The organism is Candidatus Regiella endosymbiont of Tuberolachnus salignus, from assembly GCF_964020115.1.
GTDB classification, from domain to species: domain Bacteria; phylum Pseudomonadota; class Gammaproteobacteria; order Enterobacterales; family Enterobacteriaceae; genus Regiella; species Regiella insecticola.
Genome location: NZ_OZ026542.1, coordinates 3,111,705 through 3,134,860, shown reverse-complemented (window position 1 = coordinate 3,134,860; position 23,156 = coordinate 3,111,705). Strand labels below are relative to the sequence as shown.

Here is a 23,156-nt window from a genome sequence, read left to right as displayed (position 1 = left end):
AATTATCCATTTTATGATGATGAGACTAATGAACTTAATTTTGGTAACCAACTCACTAGAGAATAATGTTTTTTTCCCCGACACAATAGAGTGTATTTGCCAAACAGACGATCGGCATCAGTGAATAGATATTGCGTATCACCTTGCTTTTTACCATTCACTTTCACCGCATTCTCACTGATCAATTTACGGGCTTGCCCACGTGAAGGAGCCAACCCTGCATTGACTAAGGCTTGTTGTAAATCAGTATTAGGGGGTAAATCAGTAGTAGGCATGCCGTCTTGTGCTAACTGAGCAAAATCGGCTTCAGTCATTTCAGAAAAATGACTAGAAAAGAGACTCTGAGTGATACGCTGCACTGTTGTCAATGCTTCTTTGCCATGTACCATCTCGGTCATCTTCTCTGCTAGCACCGCCTGTGCTCTTGGTGGCTTGCCACTGAGTTGATCTTCTTCTTGCAATGCCTTGATATCTTCCAACGCCATAAAGGTGAATAATTTTAAAAAACGATAAACATCGGCATCAGCCGTATTGATCCAAAATTGATAAAATTTATACGGGCTGGTTTTTTTGGCATCCAACCAAATGGCTCCTGCTTCGGTTTTACCGAATTTAGTGCCATCGGCTTTCGTTATCAGCGGTACCGTTAAACCATATACCTGCTGTTGATGTAAACGCCGGGTGAGATCAATACCCGAGGTGATATTGCCCCATTGATCGGATCCACCAATTTGTAGCTCTACTTCATGATTTTTATTCAAGCTAGCAAAATCATAGCCTTGTAATAAATTATAAGAAAATTCGGTAAAAGAAAGACCACTCTCATGACGCTCTAAACGTTGTTTAACCGCCTCTTTATTTATCATCTGATTAATAGAGAAATGTTTGCCGATATCGCGCAAAAAAGTCAGCACATTCATCTGGGCAAACCAATCATAATTATTGACGATGATCGCGCGATTTTTATCACAGTCAAAATCAAGAAAGGGAGAGACTTGTTGGCGAATTTTTGCTACCCATTGATCCACTGTCTCTACCGTATTTAATTTCCGTTCCGTAGCTTTAAAACTGGGATCGCCGATAAGTCCCGTGGCTCCCCCCACCAAGGCAACGGGGGTATGGCCTGCAAGTTGAAAACGTTTTAAACACAGCAACGGCACCAAATGCCCCAAATGCAAGCTATCAGCAGTAGGATCAAAACCACAGTACAGCGAGAGAGAGCCTTGAGTTAGCCTCTTTGTTAACGCCTCTTTATCTGTAATCTGAGCGACCAGGCCACGTTCTTCTAATTCTTTTATCAGGTCGATGTTATTCATTAATTATTCCGTTTGTCATTAGACCTCTTTCCAAACCTACTGCGTGAAGCAAATCCTGCGTTGCCCGGTGCGCGCAATCCTCATGTACTTATGGCAACGAAGGTTGCTGTGCGCCGGGCGCCTTGACTTCACATAACGAACTACGGTTTGGAAAGAGGTCTATTATACCCTTCGCCTTGAATCAAATCAGACGGATTCGGCTATATCACTTTTGCACCATTTTATAACGTCCCCCTGACAATTGACAAACATCGATTTTTTTCAATTATTATTCAAGGGTCGCCTTAACGGCAGTATTTAATTCACTGACAGTAGCTACTGACCAAGCATTTTCGTTTATCCTCGGGGTTACCTTCAGCTGTAACGTCAAAGGCTTTTTACCCTCTATCTCTGTTATATGGAGACGATCTTCTGCTAATAGCTCTAGAGGGCGACTCACCAGAGACAAAGGCTGATCTGAACGCTCAAGTTCTATTGCAGAATTGGGGTTGACTAATTCTATTTTTGTTCGCCCATTATCGCCAAAAGCAAAATGCGGATCTGAAGATACAGTGGCTCCACTCAGTTTCAATACCCTATCACGTGTCGTTTCCTCACAGAGCAGCGTTAAGGATACATTACGTTCAGGGAGTGTCCGCCAGCCTAGATCACCTGAGGAGGTAGTTTTATCCTGGGTGATCCTGCCGTAATTAAGTGATCCTTGACTCATTATTACCTGACATTGTTGCGCTTGTGACCAGTGTGAGAATACAAGCAGTAGTAGGATCCCCCCTACCCACCAATGATGAATTAATGCTTTACTACGCTTTTTCAAAAACACAAGTGGCGGCAAGGGTTTCATAATAGTTCTCCAAATCGGGTTGTTCATTGAGTGGATACATCAGACGGCAGGCTTCATGGCCGTTTTCAGCCGCGACGAATAAGGTGCCACTGGCAGGGATGTTGTTGATAAAAACCACGCCGTTGTCTACAGAAGAGGTAATGTATTGCTGATCACTGTCAACAATTAAACTGTCTTTGGGTAAAGGACTGCCATCGGGCAAGGTGACATTCAGCAACGCCCGACGCTCTTTCAGCAGTTGATAATTGAGTTGAGTCACCGCGCCACGTCCAACCTTAACCGATTGTAAACCGTTGCTCACATCCGCATTTTTCGGCAAAGTTTCCGTATTTAATTCAACATGTGATGATTGATAGGCAGGTAACGAAGGCACCACCGCTTGCCCCCAAAAATCGGTCCACACACGCCCTTGCCCGGTATCAATGGCTATTCCTGCTACCTTTTGATCTAATTTAACAATCGCAAAGCTTTCCTGTATCGGCTCCGGTGAAAAGGTGATCCCAGCGGCATGGGCGGCCACCCCTCCCTGCGTGCTAACGTTATAATTTTGGCTTCGATTAGTATCAACACTGGCACTAAAGTTAATTTTTGTATAATGCAGATTGCTATTAAGACTTCCCCTGATCGCAGTATGTTTTTCAGTAAATTCATGGTTAGCGGCGAGTGAATAATGCAATGCCGGCATAATTTGGCCGTGAGTATTAATGCCGCTACCCAGGATGGCTCTGGTGCCACTACGACGGTAATAGTTGTCGATATGTTGCTCACCCCATGGCAGGCTGAAATTAACAAAAAGCTGATCAGCGCCATTTTTTGTATTAGATCGACCGAGGCTACGCTGCCAATCGGCACGAATATTCACTTTACCCATCGTTTTTCGCCAGCCAATATTGATACTTTGCGTCGTCTGCTGGCTGACAAAACCTGTATAACCGAGCGAAAATCCACCTAGGTAAGGCAGTGACCAATTAGCATAAGCACCAAAAGTATGCGCGCTCAATTCATGTTGATGATTTTGATACATAGAATCGCTCAGATGACGATATCCGGCGCTTTTATGACCCGCATGCAGTGTCATTGCCAAATTTTTTAACGGACGATAGGTGCTAGACAGCTCTAAGTTTTGCCCTTGCACTGAATGCTGTTGATCATGACTTAACCACCAGCTACTTTTTAATAGCCAATTATTGCGCGGAGTAAACTCCCCTCTCGCCGCCAAAGACTGATAGCCTTGAGCGAGCAGCACGCCACCGCTCAGATTAAGCTGTGAATGGATCCGCCATCCTTGAGAAAAACTCCCTACCCAAGGTGGCGTCTGCCCCGCCATACCCTGGCTAACTTTGCCCAATGCAAAAGATAACCCTTCGGGTTGACTAAGCTGAGCCGCATTCTGTTCACTCGCGCTCACCACAAAATGATGCTGTTCACCGTTAGTTTCATTCACGGTGACCTGGAGATCCGTATTAGCACTGATCGTCGGTACATCAGGAAGCGTAAAACGCCCCGCGGGAACCAAAGTGGAATAAATCAGCTGGTGGTTCTGTTTAATTTCAACACGCGCCTGGGCGGTTTGAGCGATACCCGTCACCGTCACACCAGATCCTGATACCGGATTTAGCGCGCGATCCGGCTCTATTTGCATGCCGGATAATGAAGGAATAGCAAACAGCGAGTTCCTCACATTAATTTGACCGGCTTGTAATTGCAGACCAACACTGGGAAAGGTACGCTGCGCGTAAGTCTGTAGTGCGGTGAATTGCGTCTCCCTTTCGGATTGATTAATAATTTGCCGACTGCGTACCAGCCAATCGCCGGCATTAAACCCGTTTTCCAATGACGCGTAGCTGTGACGAGAAGTATCCCACTGGTTTTTCGACAAACTGCTAAACATATCGTAGTTCAACAAACCTGCCATACCGCCGCGTAAATAGCCGGTCGGCGCCGTAGAGACTGGCGCGAGTGCATCACTCGGAACCACCACTAAAACACGCGTTTCATTGGGAAACAGGCTAACAGTAGTGCCTGGGTAGTAAGTCGCGTAATCATCGCAAGGGAGTGGAGTTTGATCACCCTTAGCCGATGAATCAAGCGAGGCAGAGGCTAAATCGCTCGGGATCTTCAAGCCCGCCTGCTGCAAAAAATGAGCATCCATACACAATTGACCTTCAGTAGAAAATTGAGCGTTGATGGTGCCTTTGTCGTTACCATTAATAGAGACCGATACCGGTATGGTGCCAGGTGAAAAACGCGGGGCTTCAGAAAAATAAGCCGCCACCTCTGGGCTAATACCGCGTGCTTTCAGTACATCGAGATCAAATTCACTCGCCATGATTCCTTGACAAGCCAGCAGCAGACCACTCGCAACCCACCGCATTAGTATTTTCTTAGGACAAAATAAGATGGCTATTATAGGATTCATGATCATGGCCAGACTGATCAAGCAATCTGATTAAAGATTGACTAAGGGCGCCAGATAATCATCAACCTGAAAACCATAACGCGACGCCGGCATCAGCTTAATTTGCGTATTGCCAGCTAGAGACGCGGTCGGTGCTACTTTAGCGCTCAGGGTTTGCCCCGGCAAAATATAGGTTTTGGCTAGCGTGGCGGCGGTTTTACTGGGTAATAATTGCAATTGCTGTGATAAACGGACGATGTAAGGGCTCGGGTTAGTGACGGTCAGCTCTTTCCCCTTCAGCGTCCACTTCAAACCTGTCCAAGGATCTTTAACCTCTGGCAGTCCAGCCGGATGAATGATCACCGGCAGATCTTGCCGTACGGTAAAGGCAATATTTTGTGATCCGGGATGGCGCTGTTGGATCCCTTCAAAGATAACGCGTTTAAAATGTTCAACTTTAATTGGCTCGGCACTACTGACCACAAAGCGAACCCGATGCTGCTGCCCGCCCTCAACCCGGGCAACCGGTTGCGTCACGATCACCTGCGGGCCGCTCTTATCATCAGGTAGATCATATAGCGTGACATGCAACAAAGATGCCTGCGGATCGCTGTTTTTCACATTAATACTGCCACCGCCCTCGGCCATGTTAAGCAGCACCACTGAAGTTTCTGGTTCCATACCCGCAGCATAAAGTGCCATCGAGCTAAAAAGAGCGGCGGCAATAATGCCGGCGCTAAATAATGTGCGTAAATAAAACATAGCGGTACCTAAATTAAGTTTAGAAAATAAAAAATCGGGTGAGTAATGAAAATAATATTGTTTTTTAAATAGGGTGATTTTCTATTTATAAAAAATACCATCCAATGATTTAAAAATTAAAGCCTGGTTATTTAATTTATTTAATAGTAAATAAATTTATTTATAGATATTTAATAGTAAAGGTGTTTTTACCTTCTACTTCAATATTCTGTGCAATTGCAGAACCGGTTATTTTATTTAGTGTTGGTTCAACTTCTAATCCAATCATTAATGTTTTTAAAGCCACGGGAACATTAATAGAATCATTTTTTTTAGCGATAGATATTTCATTAAACATTACGCTACCTTGAGGAGAGAAAAATAGTGAGCTTGTTGCTTCATGCCAAATGTTATCGGCAGCTCTTTCTGTAGAATAGAAAATAGGCATTTTTCCGTTATGATAAGAACTTTCTACAATAACACTATCATTTTTTATCTTTATTTTATAAAAACCCAGTATAGTATCACCCAATGTATTTCTTAAATAAAATCTATCATTTTGTGCTTCAGCTTCACCTTTTTTATCATCAGTCGTTGATAGAGAAATTTTAGTATCAGCATCACATTTTATACTTACACTTATATTTTTAGCAGGCAATACTTTATCTCCTCTGATTAATTCTGAAGATTTAATACCTTGGAAATCTAATATATTTCCATTTTCTACTCCGAACAATTCTATTTTGCAGGCTCCAGGTATAATTTTTGCTCTTACCGTCAATGTCGCTGAATCTTGCTCTGCGGCCAACGCACCCCCAACCCAACTATTTAATACTAATACCGAGGCCAACCACACCCCTTTTTTCTTTAACAACATATTATTTTCCCTTTCGTGATAAAATAAAAAATCGATAAAAATACTAACGCTACGATAAACTATCATGCGAATGTATAGTTAACCTGGGTTAATTGTAATGAATTGTCAGTTTAGCTTCTTGCAAGAAACGCTTATTTTTAAAAACATTATTTAATGTTGATTGATCTTCTTTGCATACAAATTGAAACCATTCGATTTATTTAAAAACAATTATCTTTTTAGTATCAAATAAAGTCGAGCGGGGAGAATTAATCTCATTATTTTCTAGCGGCCAAATAAAAATCTCTGACGTGATGATCTGTTGCCAATACAGGAGAAACAGTTCATTGGCTATCAACAGGGCAAGAAATGACAACATCCATAGCGCTAATTTTTCTAATTGACAGTGATGTTTTAACCATATCACTGTCCTATTCAGGATAGCGCCTAGCGTTAAATATAATCGCTTAACGATAGCCGCGCCTTTTTTTCGTATCAATATACGAGCGCGATTTATCAGGCTCAGTGATTGATGATTCGATGAGATAATATCCGTTTCCCCATCACCCATTACATCATGATGACAAACAACTTGCTCGCCCCCGTGATGAGTCGCCAAAGGAGTGAGCTTCTTTTTAGCATCAGCCACTATAGCAAGATCTACGACATCTGGCTGAAAATCGCTCATAGCCTGCAGATAGGATCTAGAATGATAGGCGGTAGAGGGGGCTGTTGACGTTACCTTCGGTGCCCTCAAAGGGTGATCCGTCTTGATTAAAGTGGCCAAACGATTTCGCCGAATAACCGACTGAAAACTTACTTGTAAACTACCACTGAGAACCAAATTTTCTACTGGCACATACCACTCTGATGATTTAATGGCTGGAGGATTGACAACATCACCTAACGGCTCTAATACATGTTTATAATGACTGAGATTTTTAAAATGTAAGTTTGCATTGTTATCAACAGAAACAGCAGCATGCAATGAAACGATTTCTCGATAGTTTGATCTTAGCGGATGCTGATGAGATAGTGATCTAATTGAGAGCGGTGCCGACATTTTAATCTTCTCTGTCCTGTTTTCAAATAGTTAACCTGACGAAGAGCCTGTTCGAAATTTTCTTAAACAAGAGATTTCGAACAGGCTCTAATAAAATCATGACGTATCTTTACGTATCAAAACAAAAAGAGCTTATACAGCCTATTTCGCCTTACTGCTTGCAAAAAACGCTCATGTGCAACATGAATCTATATAACTAGTTGTTATCAAATGTTTTTTTAGATAACCGTCTGGTGCGCTGGGCAAAGCTGCTCTGTTCTTGCAGGTGGAAGTCCTGCCGTAGAAGGGTAGCTAGACCACTACGTAGCGAGTCTTGCGCTGTCGGAGGTAACGAAGGCGGTGAAGCGTAGACAGTGAAACATTCGAGCCGAAATCAACAGATGAACGCGATAACTCCGAAATCCCCGAGTGGTGCTGTGCCGATGGCCTTGGAGGGTCAGCAGGCCACGGTTTCTCGATGGTTAGACTAGCGAAATCCATCATGAAACACACCGGAGTCGCAGGCGTCGGCGAGTTTGTAGAGAACAGTGTGGAACCCAGGAGATCCAGAAGGTTCTCAATGGAGTGAGTATTCTAAGCACAAGTGCCAAACACGAGGCTTAAAAGAAGGCCTTCTGGAAGTCGGAGTCAGCCATAGTAGCGAAGAAGCGAGTAATGATCGTGGAGCGAAGGGCGGGCAGATAGATCGAGCGTAAGAGGGAAACAATGACCGTACTCAGCAACGACGGAACAACATGGTTAACAAAACTTGAGCGCATAGGTGAGAGATCAGCATGTGACAAACAGCTCGTGTTCAACAACTTAAGACATCTGCTAAACAACACTCTGTTGAGTGGACAATTCCATCGGCTGGACGGGAATAAAGCCGTAGGTATTGATCGCGTGACAAAGGCGGCCTATGGGGAAAACCTCGAGGAGAACATGATTCGTCTCGTCAAGCAGATACGCAAGGGGACATACCAACCCAAGCCAGCCAGAATAACGGAGATCCCAAAAGAAGACGGTAGTAAACGGCCATTAGCTATTTCGTGCGTGGAAGATAAGTTGGTACAGCTTGCTGTCAGCGATATTCTGAGTAGAATATACGAACCGCTATTTCTGCCCTGTTCTTACGGTTTTCGCCCGGAATTAAACTGTCACGATGCATTAAAGGCGTTGCAACAACAAACCTTCCGAAACTGGAAAGGAGCTATTGTAGGGATTGATATCCAAAAATATTTCAATACAATTCCGCATACGGAATTGATGGAATTACTGCGGAGAAAGATATCAGATCGACGCTTCCTGAGATTGATCGAGGTGTTGATAACTGCGCCAGTCATGGAAGGTAAACAATTATCCAGTAACGTGCAAGGCTGTCCGCAAGGGTCAATTCTGTCGCCCATTCTTGCCAATATCTACCTACACCATGTGATTGATAAATGGTTTGATGAAATTAACCGTTCATCTCTTCGTGGACGTGTGGAGATGGTGCGATATGCTGACGACATGATATTTACCTTTCAGATTCAAAGAGAAGCGGAACGCTTCTACAGAGTCTTGCCGAAACGATTGAATAAATATGGTTTGGCACTGCATGATGATAAATCGCAACTATTACCTGCGGGGCATATTGCAGCGCTAAAAGCCAGCCAGTCCGGAGAACGTCTACTGACGTTCAACTTTCTGGGGTTTACCTGCTATTGGGGGAAAACGCGAAAGGGATACTGGCGGCTGAAATTTACTAGTCGAAAAGATCGCTTTGCGGCCAAACTCAAAGGGTTAAGAGACTTCCTTTGGAAGAATCTAAATTCAGATAAAAGGCAAACCCTAAATACCGTCATTAGCGTTGTCAGGGGCTGGGTAAATTACCATGGCATTTCGGACAACCAAAGACCGGTTGGCCAGTTTATACACCAGAGTCGCCGTATCATCTTCAGGTGGTTTAACCGTAAAGGTGGGCGACGTCGCCTGACATGGGAAAAGCTCGCTCTGATCCTGAAAATGCTGGGTTATCCAGCAAAATGGAAAACCCGATCAATGTTTCAACCTCGCTGAATAGGTGTGTGGGGATACTGATCTATCGGGAGCCGGATGCGGTAGTTCCGCAAGTCCGGATCTGAGGAGGGGTCTGCTCGGGTGACCGGCAGGTCTACTCACCCACGACCTTTTTAAGTTTTATTACCCGGCTTCTTTTTGCACTTTTTCTACACAAATCACATGTTTTCTAACGGGATCAATTTCTCTGCTTTGTGCTATACAATCGCGATAATGCTGTGCATAAAGGTCGAAAGCTTCACGGGCAGCATCAGGCGTTTGGCTAAGTAAATTATCAATAAATTTTTGACTGCCAATCTCAAAATGCTGATAATCAATAGGATAATTCCAATTACCTCCCCAAATCATGAAACCATGCTGTGCAAAAATTTCAACCACGTCTTCAACTAATCCAGCACGTTTCTCCTTGTTTGGACGTACATCGTTGCGATTAACAAAAAACTTGGCACTGGCTGGCGGTAATATCTGAGCGTTACCCTCATCATCAAACGAAATGTACGGGTTTTGCAGAGGATTAAGATCAATGGCAACACCATAAGCATGTTTTGACCAGCCATCACCATTGGTGATGGGACGACCATTGAAAGCAGAGGTATTATTTTCGCTCATTGAAACTTTATCATTACCTTCATAACTTTCCATAACAACGGCTTTTTTAATGGGAAAACGTAGCTCAAATAGCTTAGAAAAAAGTTTTTCAACCTGATTTGCCACTGCATCGAGCACAACAATATTGCCTGTTGTTGTCTTACCTTCAAAATCAATGTGCTCAAATCTTACCCGACGTAAACGATCACAGGCAACAGGGTTTTTAGGTGTAATGACGTTATGCGTTTGCATGTCAGTACATTCTTCTGGTGTAAAGGAAAAAATTCCAATATCTGAAGCAATACAGGACGATACCATTATCATGGCAAAGATGGGTATAATCGTACGAGTGATAAGTCGCATAAGTATCTCAAAAAATAGGGAGACGTGATCTAGCCATACTATAGAAGAGACAGAAAATGTCATCAAGAACATCGACCTGATCATTTTTGGTCAGTACCCCCATACCTTTGGCAAAATTTTTCACCCGCTGAGGGTTTGCCAGTGAAACGTGGAACCCTGCCTGATGAAGCGTATAAAGCAAGGATTCATGATAAATACCCGTGGCTTCCATGATTATTCTGACTTGCTCATGAGTGACCGCTTGCTTTTGTAGCCACTGGCAGAGTTGTGTGACTGATTGGCAATTATTGGCTAAAGATTTATGTTTTTGTTTTCCTTTAACTCCTTCAGATAATAGGCAGATATCTAATTTTAATTTACTGACATCGATACCGATATGAAACATCATTTGCTCTCTCCTCTCATAGAAACCATCACGCCTATTTACCTTGTACATGCAGAGTCAATGCTCTTGGTAACCGTTCAATGTTTATGCTGGCGTGAAAGGTGAAACAGAGGGCTTTAGCTCACCCGCAAAGTTTGACTTTAATGTGCTAGGAGAAGCTTGTAGTGGTCAAGTAAACCCAGACACATTTTTAAGACAAATTGATTACAGGTATACGCTCAAATTCCATGGGTGAAAAATAAGCGAGTAGACTATGTGGTCTTCTACTATTGTAATAGGCTAAATAATCCAGCCCCCCTAACTTGGCATCATTACGGGTTTTAAGTATTTCATAATTCAAGTATTCATATTTCAAGCTCCGAAAAAAACGTTCTGTTGGTGCGTTATCCCAACCTTGCCCTTTACCACTCATACTGGCTTGCACACCCATCACTTGCAAATGGGCACGATACTGATGGCGGGTATATTGGCTGCCTCTATCTGAGTGATGGAGCAACCCTTTTGGAGGTTTTCTGCGCCAGTAAGCCATCTGGAGAGCTTGTACACACAGTGCTGTCTTCATGTGGGCTGCCATTGCCCAACCGATTATTTGGCGCGAGTATAAGTCCATCACCACCGCTAAATACATCCAGCCTTCATAAGTCCAAACATAGGTGATATCCGTTGTCCATACCTCCTCTCTCTGAGTAATGTCAACGCTACTTTAGATTGACCACTTTTTGCTACTTTAAAATGTCCAGTTTTTGCTAATTTTCCTGTTGGGTTTCTATTCCAGGCGCCTGGATAATATCAGTCGTTTTTATAGGCAACATGCCTGCTTTGCGTTTATTTTTGAGTCGATAGCTTTCTCCTTTAATATTCAATGTGGTTGAATGATGTAAAAGCCTGTCTAAAATCGCAGTTGCTAAAATGTGATCACCGAATACGTCCCCCCAATCAGTAAAACTTTTATTTGATGTGAGAATGATGCTCGCCTTTTCATAACGACGGCTCAATAACCTGAAAAATAGGCTAGCTTCTTCGCGATTCATCGGTAAATACCCGATTTCATCCAGTATTAATACCCTGGCATAGCACAGTTGCTGAAGTTGGCGTTCCAGACGGTTTTCTTGCTTTGCCTTCATTAAGGTACAGCAGAGTCTATCCAGAGGCATAAACAATACCCGATGCCCAGCTGTAGCTGCCTTGACAGCCAGCGCTATCGCCAAATGCGTTTTCCCTACCCCAGGTGGGCCTAACAAAATGACGTTTTCATGATGTTCGACAAACCTCAGCCCCGCCAGCTCGCGGATAATTTTCCTGTCTATACTTGGTTGGAAAGTAAAGTCAAATTGCTCCAAGGTTTTTATCCACGGCAAACGTGCTTGTTTTAACCGCGATTCCAAGCCTTTTTGGTGACGCCCGTTCCATTCCTGGGCTAATGCCTGCTGGAGAAATTCACGGTAGTTCAGTGCTTTCTTGGTGGCTTCTTCACATAAACTCTCCAACGCATCGCCCAGGTAATCCATTTTTAACCGTATCAACAAGTTTTCCATTTCCATCAGAGTAGCTCCTCATACACACTGAGCGAACGAGACGCTACTCGATTGACCTGTTGCCAAAGGGCTTGATGATGTTCTGGCACCTTTTGCCAGCCCTGCGTTACCTCCTGCAAGAGATGCGTCGCGAGCAGTTGCTCATCGCCGTAAATACGTAGCGTATTATCTAAACCGATACGAATATTAACCGCACGACCACACCAGAATGAAGGCACGCTATAGCGATTACCTCTGACATCGATATAGCTGTCCCATGCCACTTGTCGTAGGTCGAAGTAGCTGGTATCGAAATCAGTCGCAGGGAGTGGCATCAAGGCTATTTTTTCCTCAGCAAAACGATTTTCCGGTGTCTGCTTGAATTGACGAAGATGACGCTGGTCTGCCACTTTCGCCAGCCACATCGCTAGCAGTTGATTAACATGAGCGAAACTCTCAAACTGACGGTAGCGAGTGAAAAAATTGTGTTTAACATAGCCCACCATCCGTTCGGTTTTGCCTTTCGTTTGCGGTCGATAAGGCTTACAGGCGCGAGGGCTAAACCCATAGTGATTAGCCAGTTGCAGGAAGCCCGCATTGAACTCGATGTGGCCATTTTGTCCATGTTTGATAACAGCGGCTTTTTGGTTATCTACCAAGACATTTTTTACGCTGCCACCGAAGTAATTGAAGCTGCGAACCAGCGATTCATACGTGTGCTCAGCATCTTGCTTAGGGGCAGCAAAGACATGAAAGCGACGCGAAAAACCGAGCGTATTAACGGCAAAATTAACCGTACAGGCAGAGCCTGCCACCTCAACGATGATTTCTCCCCAATCGTGTTGAAGTTGATAACCGGGGAGGGTTTCAAAGCGTACCGTGTTTTTCGAGGCCCTGAGCGGACGTTTGGGATGTATATAACGTCGGAGCATCGCACTCCCACCCCGGTAGCCTTTTTCACGGATTTCCTCAAAAATAACCGCCGCATTCCAAACCTGTTCACTCAACCTTGAATCGATGTAGTCTTTAAAGGGCTCGAGTTTAGCAACCTGTTTTTTACCGCGTTTTGCTGTTGGCGGCGCAGGATAGCTAATGTGCCGTCTCACCGTTTTTTCTGAACACCCTATCTGATGGGCAATATCAACAATAAATGCCCCCTGTTGATGGCGTTGTTTTATCATGTAGTGGTCCTCTCTTCTTAGCATGCTTATTTCCCTCATGGCTTTGTCACCACAAAGGAAACTGCATTCTGGCTTGAGTGGACAAATTAAATTAGCAATTTACGGTCTTTTATCATTAGCGCTGACAGTCCTCACCATCCCCCCAGGTGTAATGGTATTGATCGTCTCCTAAGCCCCCTTCGAGTCTATCGTTACCGGCGCCACCAATGAGTTTATCGTTTCCTAAACCCCCAGAGAGATGATCGTCGCCATTACCCCCATACAGCTGATCATCTCCGGTGTCGCCACTGAGTGTATCGTTGCCATCACCACCAAAGAGCCTATCGGCACCTGTGCCACCAAAGAGATAATCGTTGCCATTATCACCCGAGAGATCATCATTGCCTTCATCACCATACAGGCTATCATCGCCCGCGCCGCCAAAAAGAATATCGTCTCCCAAGCCGCCATGCAGCCTGTCTATATCGCCATCCCCCCACATCCAGTCATCGTCGTCGTCACCAAAGAGGATATCCTCTCCCGATCCGCCATAAAGTTTGTCATTTCCGCTACCCCCTCTGAGGATATCCCTTCCCGCAAACCCAAACAGGGTATCCTGCCCCGCATAACCATTAAGCTGATCATCCCCGACACCGCCGGTAAGCTTATTGTCTCCTGCGTCGCCATCACGCTGTAGTGAAGAAAGTGCCCACAGCGCATCCAGGGTGTAGGATTTTCCCGCTATCTCAACCTGGTTCATCGCAAAAACAGGGCGCGGAGTGACGCTATGACGCGCGTTTTCTTGCCCTTTAATCGTGAGATAACGGCGTTCATCATCATTGCCATTGCTATCTAACCCGACAAAAATAAGGCGTAAATGATTATCTAACTGACGTAAACGTAGCTTATCTACCCTGATATCCCCCCATAACTTCAGGGTATTACGACCTTCTACATCGTCAATAACATCATTGCCATCCCCCAGGGTATATAAATAGGTATCATCACCCGCCCCGCCATAAAGGTGATCGTCTCCGCCGTTCCCCTTTAGCGTATCGTTACCGCTACCGCCAAAGAGCTGATCGCTCTCTTTGCCACCATAAAGCTGATCATTTCCCGCTTCACCGTAGAAGGTTTTTGCGCCGCGCTGATCCGCCCCGGCGAGTAAAATATCATTGCCGGCGCCACCGAAAATAGTACGATCGCCGTGACTCTTATCGGTGATCTCATCATCCCCTGCCAGCGCGTCAAAACGATTATTGGCCAATGCCATCGCACCGGTCAAGACGATGACATCCTTGCCCGACGTGCCTTGCGGGGTTTGCTGTTTTATACCACGCTTCAGATGCCCTTTTTCGTCAAGAGATAAACGATAAAAAACCGGTTTATTCTGTTCGTCAGTCTCCAGGAGATAAGCCTCATCCTCTTTATCGATAATCGCGATATGACGATAACGGGTATGCTGAAAAAAATGACGGAGGCGAACAGTGCCCCTATTTTCAGGGCGGCTACGGGGAGCCGTCTCCTTTAAAACCAAATCGTCATTTTCCCTCTCCTGCGTTAATTGATCGAGAGAGCGCGAGTGGAGCATCACCACATCCAGCTGGGGAGCGCCATCGGTATCTTCATTATCGATCACGATATGTCTGACGCTATCAGCGTCATGATACAGGTTATAGACATCACTGCCGGCGCCCCCTTTGAGGTGATCATCACCGCCAAAACTGTAGAGCATATTTTCGGTGTGATCGCCGGTTATCCTGTCGTTAAAAGCCGTATCTATCAACAGGAGTCGCATAAAGTGTGGCAGCAGCCTGTCACGATCATTAACGCGGATTTTTCCTTTTTGCTCACCGTTATCTTGCAGCAACTGCACCCGCTTTTGCGACGAGCCGGATAAATCAGCACTTCTATCAGCGCTAGACAGGTAACGCACAGGAAGCGGGGAGGGCAACTGCCACCCCCCATCGGCTTGTTTTTCTATCACCGGTGGCCAACCATCCGCATTAAGGTAAACCCCGTCACGTGTTATCAGGTTATAGCGATTAGCCAAATGCAGTCGTTGATTATCGTCAGAAAGCACATAGGCATCCTGTAAAAAAAGATAGGTTTGGGTGCCATTGGCATTTTTTAACCGGATGGCTAACTGATATCGACTGCCGTCTGACGGGTTCACACACCGACGGAGTGTAATGGAATGAATATCCTTAACATCGTAATCCAGTATGACACTGCTGTCTTCCGAGGGCGTCTCTACCTCCCCGGCTTGACTGTCATTCAACGTGACCTGAACGTTTATCGAGCGTGAATTTTGCAAAATGGTGTAGCTATCATGCCCTATGCCACCATAAGCGAAACCGGCCTCTAAAAGTAAAATATCATCGCCGGCTTCGCCGTACAGGGTATCACTTCCCCCCCGACCATTGAGCCGATTGTTACCGCTATTACCTATTAGGACATCATTGCGTTCAGTATGTCCATTAATATGCTCAATATGACGAATATTCGCGGCCAGGATCCGCTCACCCTGCAAAGGCTGGTAGTAAATTTTTCCGCTATTCAAATCAACGTGATAACCACTTATCCCGGCGGGCGTCGCGTCAATAACCAGCGTATCTTCATCGGAATCCCCGCCATCAAAATAGCTGCTCAGGCTGGCATCCGGCAATACCGTGCCCTCGGCTGCTCGGCTGCCCAGGTAAAAAACATCGGCTAATGCCCCCCCAGTATAGTTTTTCCTGCCGGCACCGCCGAGAAAGATATTTTTTTTATGCTGATAACCGATAGCTGAATCATTACCCTCCCTAAAATCAAACACCACTTGGTTTGATTGACCCGATGCGGGGGCGCGCGCCACCATTTTCACACTGCCGGGGAACAGGGAGGTGATAACCGTGCGATACTTTTCCTGGTAGGCTTGGTTATAAATATGAAGGCGCGCTTCTTCGATTAACTGCCGGTAGGCTTCTGGCGCGCGCTTCAGTTCACGCTCGGCCGCTTGTATCAACTGTTGATAAATGCTGTTCTCAGCATTGACTTCAGCCCGGGCTTCGGCCTCGGCATCAGCCTTGTAGGAGTCCACGCTCCGAGGGGAGATAAGCCCATATAAATTAATTTGACTCCAGTCGCTATAACGCGTCCTTGCCAGGGTGGGTGCCTGGGCTTTAGCCCGCGCCTTGGCTTGTGCTCTCGCATTGGGGTAGCCTAATCGTACGGCGATCGCGTTGGCTACTGCCGTTTTTTTATACTCCGTTTTTTCGGTTTCATTTTCAGCGTAAGCCTGAGCCTGGTTATGCGCCATCGTTTGTACGTAGTCGATATCCGGTCGATCAGCAATAAAGGTATCATTAACCCCCTTAATCGCCCCGGGGGTGTAATAATACTGACCGCTGTCACGCACCAACATCACCTCATCCAGGGCTAATGTTAATCGATGCTTTCCACTCTCTTTCGTGACCTGTTCTTTACGAAGCCCCGCAACCAGTAGTCTGCTACTGATGAGCTTGCCAAAAACATTTTTACGTTCAGCCACGATTTCCTGAAAAGAATGCCTTTCTAAATCAAAATCGCCAAGACTATAAAAATAACTATGCATAGTGGGATTTGTTAACAGCTGTTGATAACCATAGCTAAATAAAAATGCGTTATGACCGTCACGAAAGGCGGGTTTATCCGTGCGTTCTGCGACACGTCCCTGTACATCCTTCGTGGCGTACATTCCCCAAAAGACTCTCCAGCCATTTTCCCATTTTTCAGCGGTATTCAAGCGGATATATTTTTCTATTTCTTCAATTTGACGCACCGCGGAATAGATTGCCCCTGCCAGCATCAGGGCGGCACTCAGCACGATACCGACCGGACCTGCTATCGCCGCCGCGCTGGCGCCGGCCAGAAAGGCCAGGCTAGTCGCAATCCCGATCACCGCACTGACCGTCGAGAGGGCACCGCTGACGATAAGATCCTGCCGCGCTTCTGCGTTCGTTTCAGTACTTAGCTTGTTAAAGGCATGGTAAGCCTCATAAATATCAAAAACAGCACCGCCCAGGCTTAATCCCGCCCCGCCAAATTTGACCATAGAATATTTTAGCTTGAAACCTAACTTTGCCGCCCGGGAAGAAAAATGCGGCAATTTGCTACTGCGGTACATCGCTGCCTGGCGCGCCACCGACGGATAGGCTTTAGCCAATGCCACTTGTAATGGATCCGCGATGCCATTGTAAGTAAGAGAAGCCAATACCCGATTTCGCTCGGATCCAATCTCTTTTTTCTGTTCATCAGACAATCTAACATCGCGTAGCAGGCGGTTATATTTCGCTATCGTCACCACCCCCACGATGTAACCCAGGGTTTGCATCCCCATAGACAAACGATTCGTCGCGATATTGATACGCTCTGACAGGGGACGCGGGCGTAATAAAGACCACAGTGTCGGCGCTATTTGATAATTTTCGCCCCCCTTAAGCCTGACATGCTTCCGTACGATTTTGAGTAACTTCAAGGCGTTTTGTGAAGACCTATACTCTTTTTGATCGCGTAATGGCTCAAAGGTCAATAAGCGGTTTTCGGTGAGTTCGATTCTTTTTCTTAACAAGAAGACAGCCTGCTGCGCAAACGGCTGGCTGGCATCCAGGTTCGATAGAAAATGATGTAAGTGTTCAGGCTGAAAACGGAGTTTTGCCAGCAGATTATTTTCCTGAAGGTGCTTAGGTAACAGGCTGATATCATTAACGGTCGCGCCCATATCAAGCAGCGTTTTCAGGTTCAGGGTGACGCCGGCAAGTGTAACAGGCAGTGAGTGCTGCTGCTTGGTAGCAAAATCACCCAGTGATTTTTGCCACAGCGTCAGTGAGGGGAGAAGGGTACTGGCTTGATGAGGATCCACCCGATAGATGTCAAACCGATAGCCCCCGGCGTCTTGCCTGATACCGTACTCTTGGGCGCGGGTCTGGCCGGAACTTTGCTTTGATTGTAAATAGTTATTCAGCAAAGTTTGTAACGTGGTACAACGGGTGGCAGGCGTTTTCGTGCTGAAATCGACAACGCCGACATAGGGATCATAAAGCGAACAGCGGTAGCGCGATCCCTGTTGTCGAATAGTCAACATCACGGAATGATACTGACCCTTTAACAGGTAATTGCCTGACACTGACGCCGTATTAAAAAAATGCTGTGTTTGTTTGAGGTTGAGCAGCGTAAAGATAGCTTTATTGTTGACCCTGATGGCGGGATCGGCTTTTAACTGCTCAAACTGGCGGTGTAGCCCGTCGGCTGCCTCCGCTTCACTGCCTGGCACCAGGCGACTGACTTTTTTTTCACGACTTTCCGTATACGCATTCAACCCATCAATAAAGGGGTCAGCATCACCGACTAGCGATGAATTTTTGGCATTAAGCCAAGCCAGACCCAATACCGTGGCATCCCGCTGTGTATTGACTCCCTGTCCTCTGGCACAGCACCCTGGTAACACTAAACGTGTTTTAACCTTTATTCGTGCCTCATTTTCCTCTGCACCTAGCTGATAAAAGTCGTAAGCGTTCTGTTGCTGGCGACGATGCCAATGTTGATGCTGTGCTAAAACATCCTCTCTTTGTAATGCTGTCGGGGCGTCATGCCGTTCAAGGTGGTGTAACAACTGCTCATTATTCTTATGCCATTCCTGCAAACGCGCTTCATCACGCAGCGTTAGCACCAATTTTTCAACATCCAGTTGCTCATCTGGTCTCTGGAAGGCGTCTTTGAGGTCAGCGTGTTCGAGGCTATTAAGTTCATTGTATTTTATTTCACCTAAAGCTAAAGCATCCATCAGGGTCGCTGTACGTTTCAGACGAATAGGCTGAGATTCCCGTATTAACTGATTTCGTGCATTCCAGCTTAGCACCACCTTATGATTAGCAATTTCTTTAGGAACCAGGTCATTTCCCTCCGGCACCGTAGGATTGAGTTTATGACCACGCCCCACATAGTAGGCATCACCATGACGGTAGTGGGCGCGATCCCTGGAATTCACTACTACCGTAGTTGAGCGAGCGGCTACCTCAGTACGAATACCCACCTTTTCCATAGCATAAGCAAAACTTGTGGCAAAACCGGTCAGTGTTTCAACATTGATCAGTTTACAACCCACTAAAGAGATGCGCTTGGGTAAAATATCAACGCCATAGTCCCTTTTTATATCTTCACGAAGTTGTATAAGGTCTTTTGCCAGCTCTTTTGCTGTTCGTTTTGCCAGACGAGATGGGTTACCGTGGCCGACGAGTTGCCAGCGTAGGTTGCCATGCAGTTTTTGTGGGACACCAGAGATCAGGCGATAATTGCCCTTAGCATCTTGCTGAATTAACACAGCGTTCGGATGTTTTCTCGCCAGATCTACCGCTGATTGGAGAACGATTTCATTATCCTCAAGCTGAATAGTGACTTGACCATCATAATTGCTTTCCCCTCCCTTTTGCGCCGTGATAATGGGTGGTTTTTTCCAGGTATGCACATTACGGAGGTGATCATTAACCGCTGGGCTAGTGGTTGGTGTTAGCGACCCAGAGAGAGAGGATAGGGTGGGCACAGGATCAGCAATGTCTGCTTTTCCATTGATAAAGAGGATAGGGATCCCCATAGCTTCAGCAACGACAGGCGCATGACGGATAAAAGTATTATATTTTTCACCCTTTGACATTATTGGCTGATCTGAAGCCTCAGCATTATAGCTAGAGGGCTCGGTATCCATCAGAAATAATGCTTTGATCTTGACTGGAGCAGTCACGGGTAATCCTGCATGAATATTGACATCGGGGCGTAATGCAACTACGACTTCATTTCTAGCTCCAGTGGTTTTTCTGAGTATTTCATCTGGCGTTACGCTATTTTTATTTGCATTGAGATGCAAAATTTCGGCAGAGAGCAAACCATTACGTTGCTGAGGCTCCATCCTTCGAATTCTATCCCGTTCCTCTTGGTGTTCTACTCTATCGGGTACTCCAGTGCTGAGTTCACTCATTAAATCTTCACTGGAAATCGCCAATATATTCTGCTCTGGTACTTCCAGTATCACACCGACAGATCGATAGCTGTACGGCTTCTTGTCTGAAATGACACTTGCTGAAATAACATCCCATATCTGCATGTTTTCTTGTGCATACGGCGAGAAAATTCCGGTTCGATTAATCAAATGATCGAATGATGCTGTGTGGATAATGAATTTAAAGGGAGTATTGATATTTCCCTGTTGTTGCATTTTTGCGAATTGCCGGGGATCGGTAAATTTTGTCATTCCCCAGGAGGATAAGATATTGGCTTTATCATCACTGAACGCCATTTTTCCCTCTCCAATCGCAATCATTCGCAAAAAACTATCATGGGGACTATTAATAATGCGTTTTAAATGAGAAGGGGAGTTCAGGGTGTCGATCACCTCGTTCAAATTATTGCTAATGGGGAGCTGAATGGTCACTTGCTGGTCTTGTTTTACCATGACCTTAATCGTGATTGAATCACTATCCTTGTTGATAATTTTACCGGTGAGATCATCAGATAGAGCAAAGGAATGGTTGAGCGCGGGCAAGGGTGTTATTTCTATTTGATTCCTGTCAACGTAAACGGTGCGTTGAGTTAAATCGTCTGCCTGGACGCTAAAATTATTCTGCGCGTCGACTTTCAGCGCCGGTAATCCCAGACGGTGAGAAATCCCCGGTAAAAAACGGTTTATTCCTCGATGCGATCGCAAATGCGCCCCACCATAGATCGCGATGAATTTTTCACTGGAGGGCAACTGATCTAATGTTGCCACTGCCACATTATTTGCTGCAGCTGCTCGGTACATCAATCCTTGTCCATTAGAGAGGATCGGGAGGACGGTACTGTCTGCATCTAGTGCAATTATCTTCATCTGCAGTTTATGCGCTGCGGTAAATAAGGCTTGCAAAGAGTGATTTTCCACCATCACTTTTAAATCGCCAGAGAGAGTCCCCGTCCGCAGATAGTTATCGATGAGTGGTTGTGCCCATTCTTTTCTCAGGTGCTCCAAACCAATGGTAGTGACACCTCGTCTTTTTAGTGCCTCCATATGCTCAGTAATAAAACGTCGACCGTTTTCATCACTACCATGAATTTCACTAACAAGAAGACCCCTACGATTTTCAAGCAGCAGCGTCAGCTGTTGATCAAGGTTTTTATCTGTAAGCTGTTGATTCAAGCTTTCAAGTGCAGTACCGGAATATTGCGCATCCCAGGCCGAGATATCGGTATTTTGACTACTTTGATAGATTTTAACCATGTGCGCTAAACGTGCTTTTTGTAACCTGAGGATGCTATTTTTATTGCCGAATTTAGCCAGTATGAATTCGGCATTTTGCCCAATAAAATTGCTATTTTCCATCGATTTTTTAACGAATTTACTTATGAATTCAGCAACTTCTTGTGTGGGGGTACTGTGTCTTAAATTTTTGAACTCACTTAATTGCTCATAGGTATAGCCAAGATGCACCGTTTTCGTGCTTTCTTCCAAAAACACTTTACGCATTACATCTGGATCCTGCTGCTGCGCCTGTAACAACAACCGCTTAAATTTAGAAAAACCTTCCGTGTTTAGCTTTAGATGAAAGGTGGCAACAAAACCCAAAAGCTGATTGTCTGGTACTGTTTCGGTAAAACCTGGCATCGGCCGTAAGTAAGGATCTGTTTCTATCCAGCGAATCATCAAATCGGTTACCCCTGGGAGATAACCCTGTGCTTCGTTAAAGGCTGAATGATAAAGCTGGCTCGCCAGTGCGGGCTGGCTTATGGCCAGCTGGTTTATTGCCTGCACCTGATGAGGCTTGATAGTAGCGTTAAAAAGTGCTTGATTAATTTGTGTTTCCAGCTGTAAAAAAACCGGATTACGAGGAGAATCCACATGTTTGTCCAAATAAGCTTGGATTTGGCTTTTTAGGGTAAAAGCGGTGTCGACGCGTTCGCTACCTTGGAGTTGATGGAGCTTATCAAGGGAAGAGAGAATGTTTTGATATGATGTCCCTACACTTTTATAGGGTACAGATGAGAGCTTTGATAAGGTAGCTCGGGACATCACTTGCTGAAACTTATCATTTAAATCACTGGCTATAAGGCTTCGCCAGGCGGTTTTTTGCTCTTCGACGGGATTGGCATTAAATTGATCCGATGGCTTGCCAACAAAGGGTATCATCGGATCAACATCATTAAATAAACGTTGGCATAATCGTTGGTAGTAAACTTTTTTGTCTATACCCTTCGCTTTTGAAGCCGCCGCGTTGTTGGCTGTGGGTATTCGCTGAATCACGTAGTTGTCTACGCTCATCGGTCGGTCACCCTGTCCGCCTAGCGGCAACTTCAAAGGCGAAGGGTATATTTCTTCTTGATGCAACCAAGTATTAATATCTGCTAGGCCGTAGTTTGAGCCACTCTGTGTGATGAAATCGTCAAAAGATGCCTGGTTTTCGCGGATAATGCGTTCTAGTCTTTTTCGTGATCCGCCTAATTGATTACAAATAAAATCTGATGCAGCCTGATCAAATATTTTATTATTATCAATAGCCTGAATTATTTTATCGGCCGCCTTATTTTGTAGTTGAGTTACCTTATCAATCCAATCACTTTCACCAATAAGATGATCTTTGGAGACGAAATCTTTTATCTGTTGAGCTAATTCATAAGCCAACAGTGCTGTGGGGTTGTACCAAACCTTGACGGTGTCACCATTATTATCGCCGTTGCTGTTAGCGTAAGTTTTTATATAGCCCTGTTGTATATTATTTAGCTTGGCTAACCAAACGAAATGCCATGTTTTTGATGTTAGTTCAGTGTGTGGCTGGGCAGCTATTGTTGCCAGAGGTTCATCCATGATAACGATATTCCTAAGTAAAAATGTTTCTTATCATACTTAATTAA

At 45.2% G+C, this 23,156-nt stretch carries 14 protein-coding genes; 2 read left to right on the top strand and 12 right to left on the bottom strand.

Annotated features, from left to right (window positions below; genetic code table 11):
• Window positions 1–11 precede the first annotated feature (11 nt).
• From tyrS to AACL30_RS15445, 6 genes are all read right to left on the bottom strand, one after another.
• A complete protein-coding gene (tyrS, locus tag AACL30_RS15470) occupies window positions 12–1,316 on the bottom strand; it encodes a tyrosine--tRNA ligase (RefSeq protein WP_339057255.1) in 1,305 nt (434 codons plus the stop codon).
• 268 nt (window positions 1,317–1,584) lie between these two features.
• Entirely contained in the window at window positions 1,585–2,157 is a 573-nt protein-coding gene (locus AACL30_RS15465) for a hypothetical protein (RefSeq protein WP_339057254.1), read from the bottom strand.
• Window positions 2,117–4,531 carry a fimbrial biogenesis usher protein gene (locus tag AACL30_RS15460; RefSeq protein ID WP_339057253.1) on the bottom strand — a complete coding sequence of 805 codons (2,415 nt, stop codon included), beginning with the start codon at window positions 4,529–4,531 and terminating at the stop codon, window positions 2,117–2,119. Before AACL30_RS15460 ends, AACL30_RS15465 begins: the two co-directional genes overlap by 41 nt.
• Before the next feature lie 75 nt (window positions 4,532–4,606).
• A complete protein-coding gene (locus AACL30_RS15455; RefSeq protein WP_339057252.1) occupies window positions 4,607–5,317 on the bottom strand; it encodes a fimbria/pilus chaperone family protein in 711 nt (236 codons plus the stop codon).
• A gap of 160 nt (window positions 5,318–5,477) precedes the next feature.
• Window positions 5,478–6,173, bottom strand: coding sequence for a DUF1120 domain-containing protein (locus AACL30_RS15450; protein WP_339057251.1), 696 nt, complete (start codon window positions 6,171–6,173; stop codon window positions 5,478–5,480).
• 196 nt (window positions 6,174–6,369) lie between these two features.
• The gene (locus AACL30_RS15445; protein WP_339057250.1) at window positions 6,370–7,215 is read right to left on the bottom strand and encodes a hypothetical protein; all 846 of its coding nucleotides are present in this window, start codon (window positions 7,213–7,215) and stop codon (window positions 6,370–6,372) included.
• Between the two features lie 705 nt (window positions 7,216–7,920).
• Here AACL30_RS15445 and ltrA point away from each other — a divergent pair.
• Window positions 7,921–9,252, top strand: coding sequence for a group II intron reverse transcriptase/maturase (gene ltrA, locus AACL30_RS15440; protein ID WP_339057249.1), 1,332 nt, complete (start codon window positions 7,921–7,923; stop codon window positions 9,250–9,252).
• Window positions 9,253–9,375: 123 nt separating this feature from the next.
• Here the strand turns inward: ltrA and AACL30_RS15435 are convergent, their stop codons facing one another.
• The 5 genes from AACL30_RS15435 to istA form a co-directional block, all read right to left on the bottom strand.
• A complete protein-coding gene (locus AACL30_RS15435; RefSeq protein ID WP_339057248.1) occupies window positions 9,376–10,164 on the bottom strand; it encodes a M15 family metallopeptidase in 789 nt (262 codons plus the stop codon).
• A gap of 46 nt (window positions 10,165–10,210) precedes the next feature.
• The gene (locus tag AACL30_RS15430) at window positions 10,211–10,591 is read right to left on the bottom strand and encodes an IS110 family transposase (protein ID WP_339057247.1); all 381 of its coding nucleotides are present in this window, start codon (window positions 10,589–10,591) and stop codon (window positions 10,211–10,213) included.
• Window positions 10,592–10,778: 187 nt separating this feature from the next.
• Window positions 10,779–11,279: an IS3 family transposase gene (locus AACL30_RS15425; protein ID WP_339058500.1), complete on the bottom strand. Its 501-nt coding sequence runs from the start codon at window positions 11,277–11,279 to the stop codon at window positions 10,779–10,781.
• Between the two features lie 55 nt (window positions 11,280–11,334).
• The gene (gene istB, locus AACL30_RS15420; RefSeq protein ID WP_339058365.1) at window positions 11,335–12,132 is read right to left on the bottom strand and encodes an IS21-like element helper ATPase IstB; all 798 of its coding nucleotides are present in this window, start codon (window positions 12,130–12,132) and stop codon (window positions 11,335–11,337) included.
• Complete coding sequence (gene istA, locus AACL30_RS15415) at window positions 12,129–13,307, bottom strand: IS21 family transposase (RefSeq protein WP_339056344.1); 1,179 nt, start codon at window positions 13,305–13,307, stop codon at window positions 12,129–12,131. The genes istB and istA overlap by 4 nt, the downstream gene beginning before the upstream one ends.
• Between istA and AACL30_RS15410 the strand changes: the two genes are divergently transcribed.
• Window positions 13,306–13,455, top strand: coding sequence for a hypothetical protein (locus tag AACL30_RS15410; RefSeq protein ID WP_339057246.1), 150 nt, complete (start codon window positions 13,306–13,308; stop codon window positions 13,453–13,455). The genes istA and AACL30_RS15410 overlap by 2 nt on opposite strands.
• Here AACL30_RS15410 and AACL30_RS15405 read toward each other — a convergent pair.
• Window positions 13,399–23,109, bottom strand: coding sequence for a C80 family cysteine peptidase (locus AACL30_RS15405; protein ID WP_339057245.1), 9,711 nt, complete (start codon window positions 23,107–23,109; stop codon window positions 13,399–13,401). The two genes, AACL30_RS15410 and AACL30_RS15405, sit on opposite strands and share 57 nt — an antisense overlap.
• Window positions 23,110–23,156: the final 47 nt, after the last annotated feature.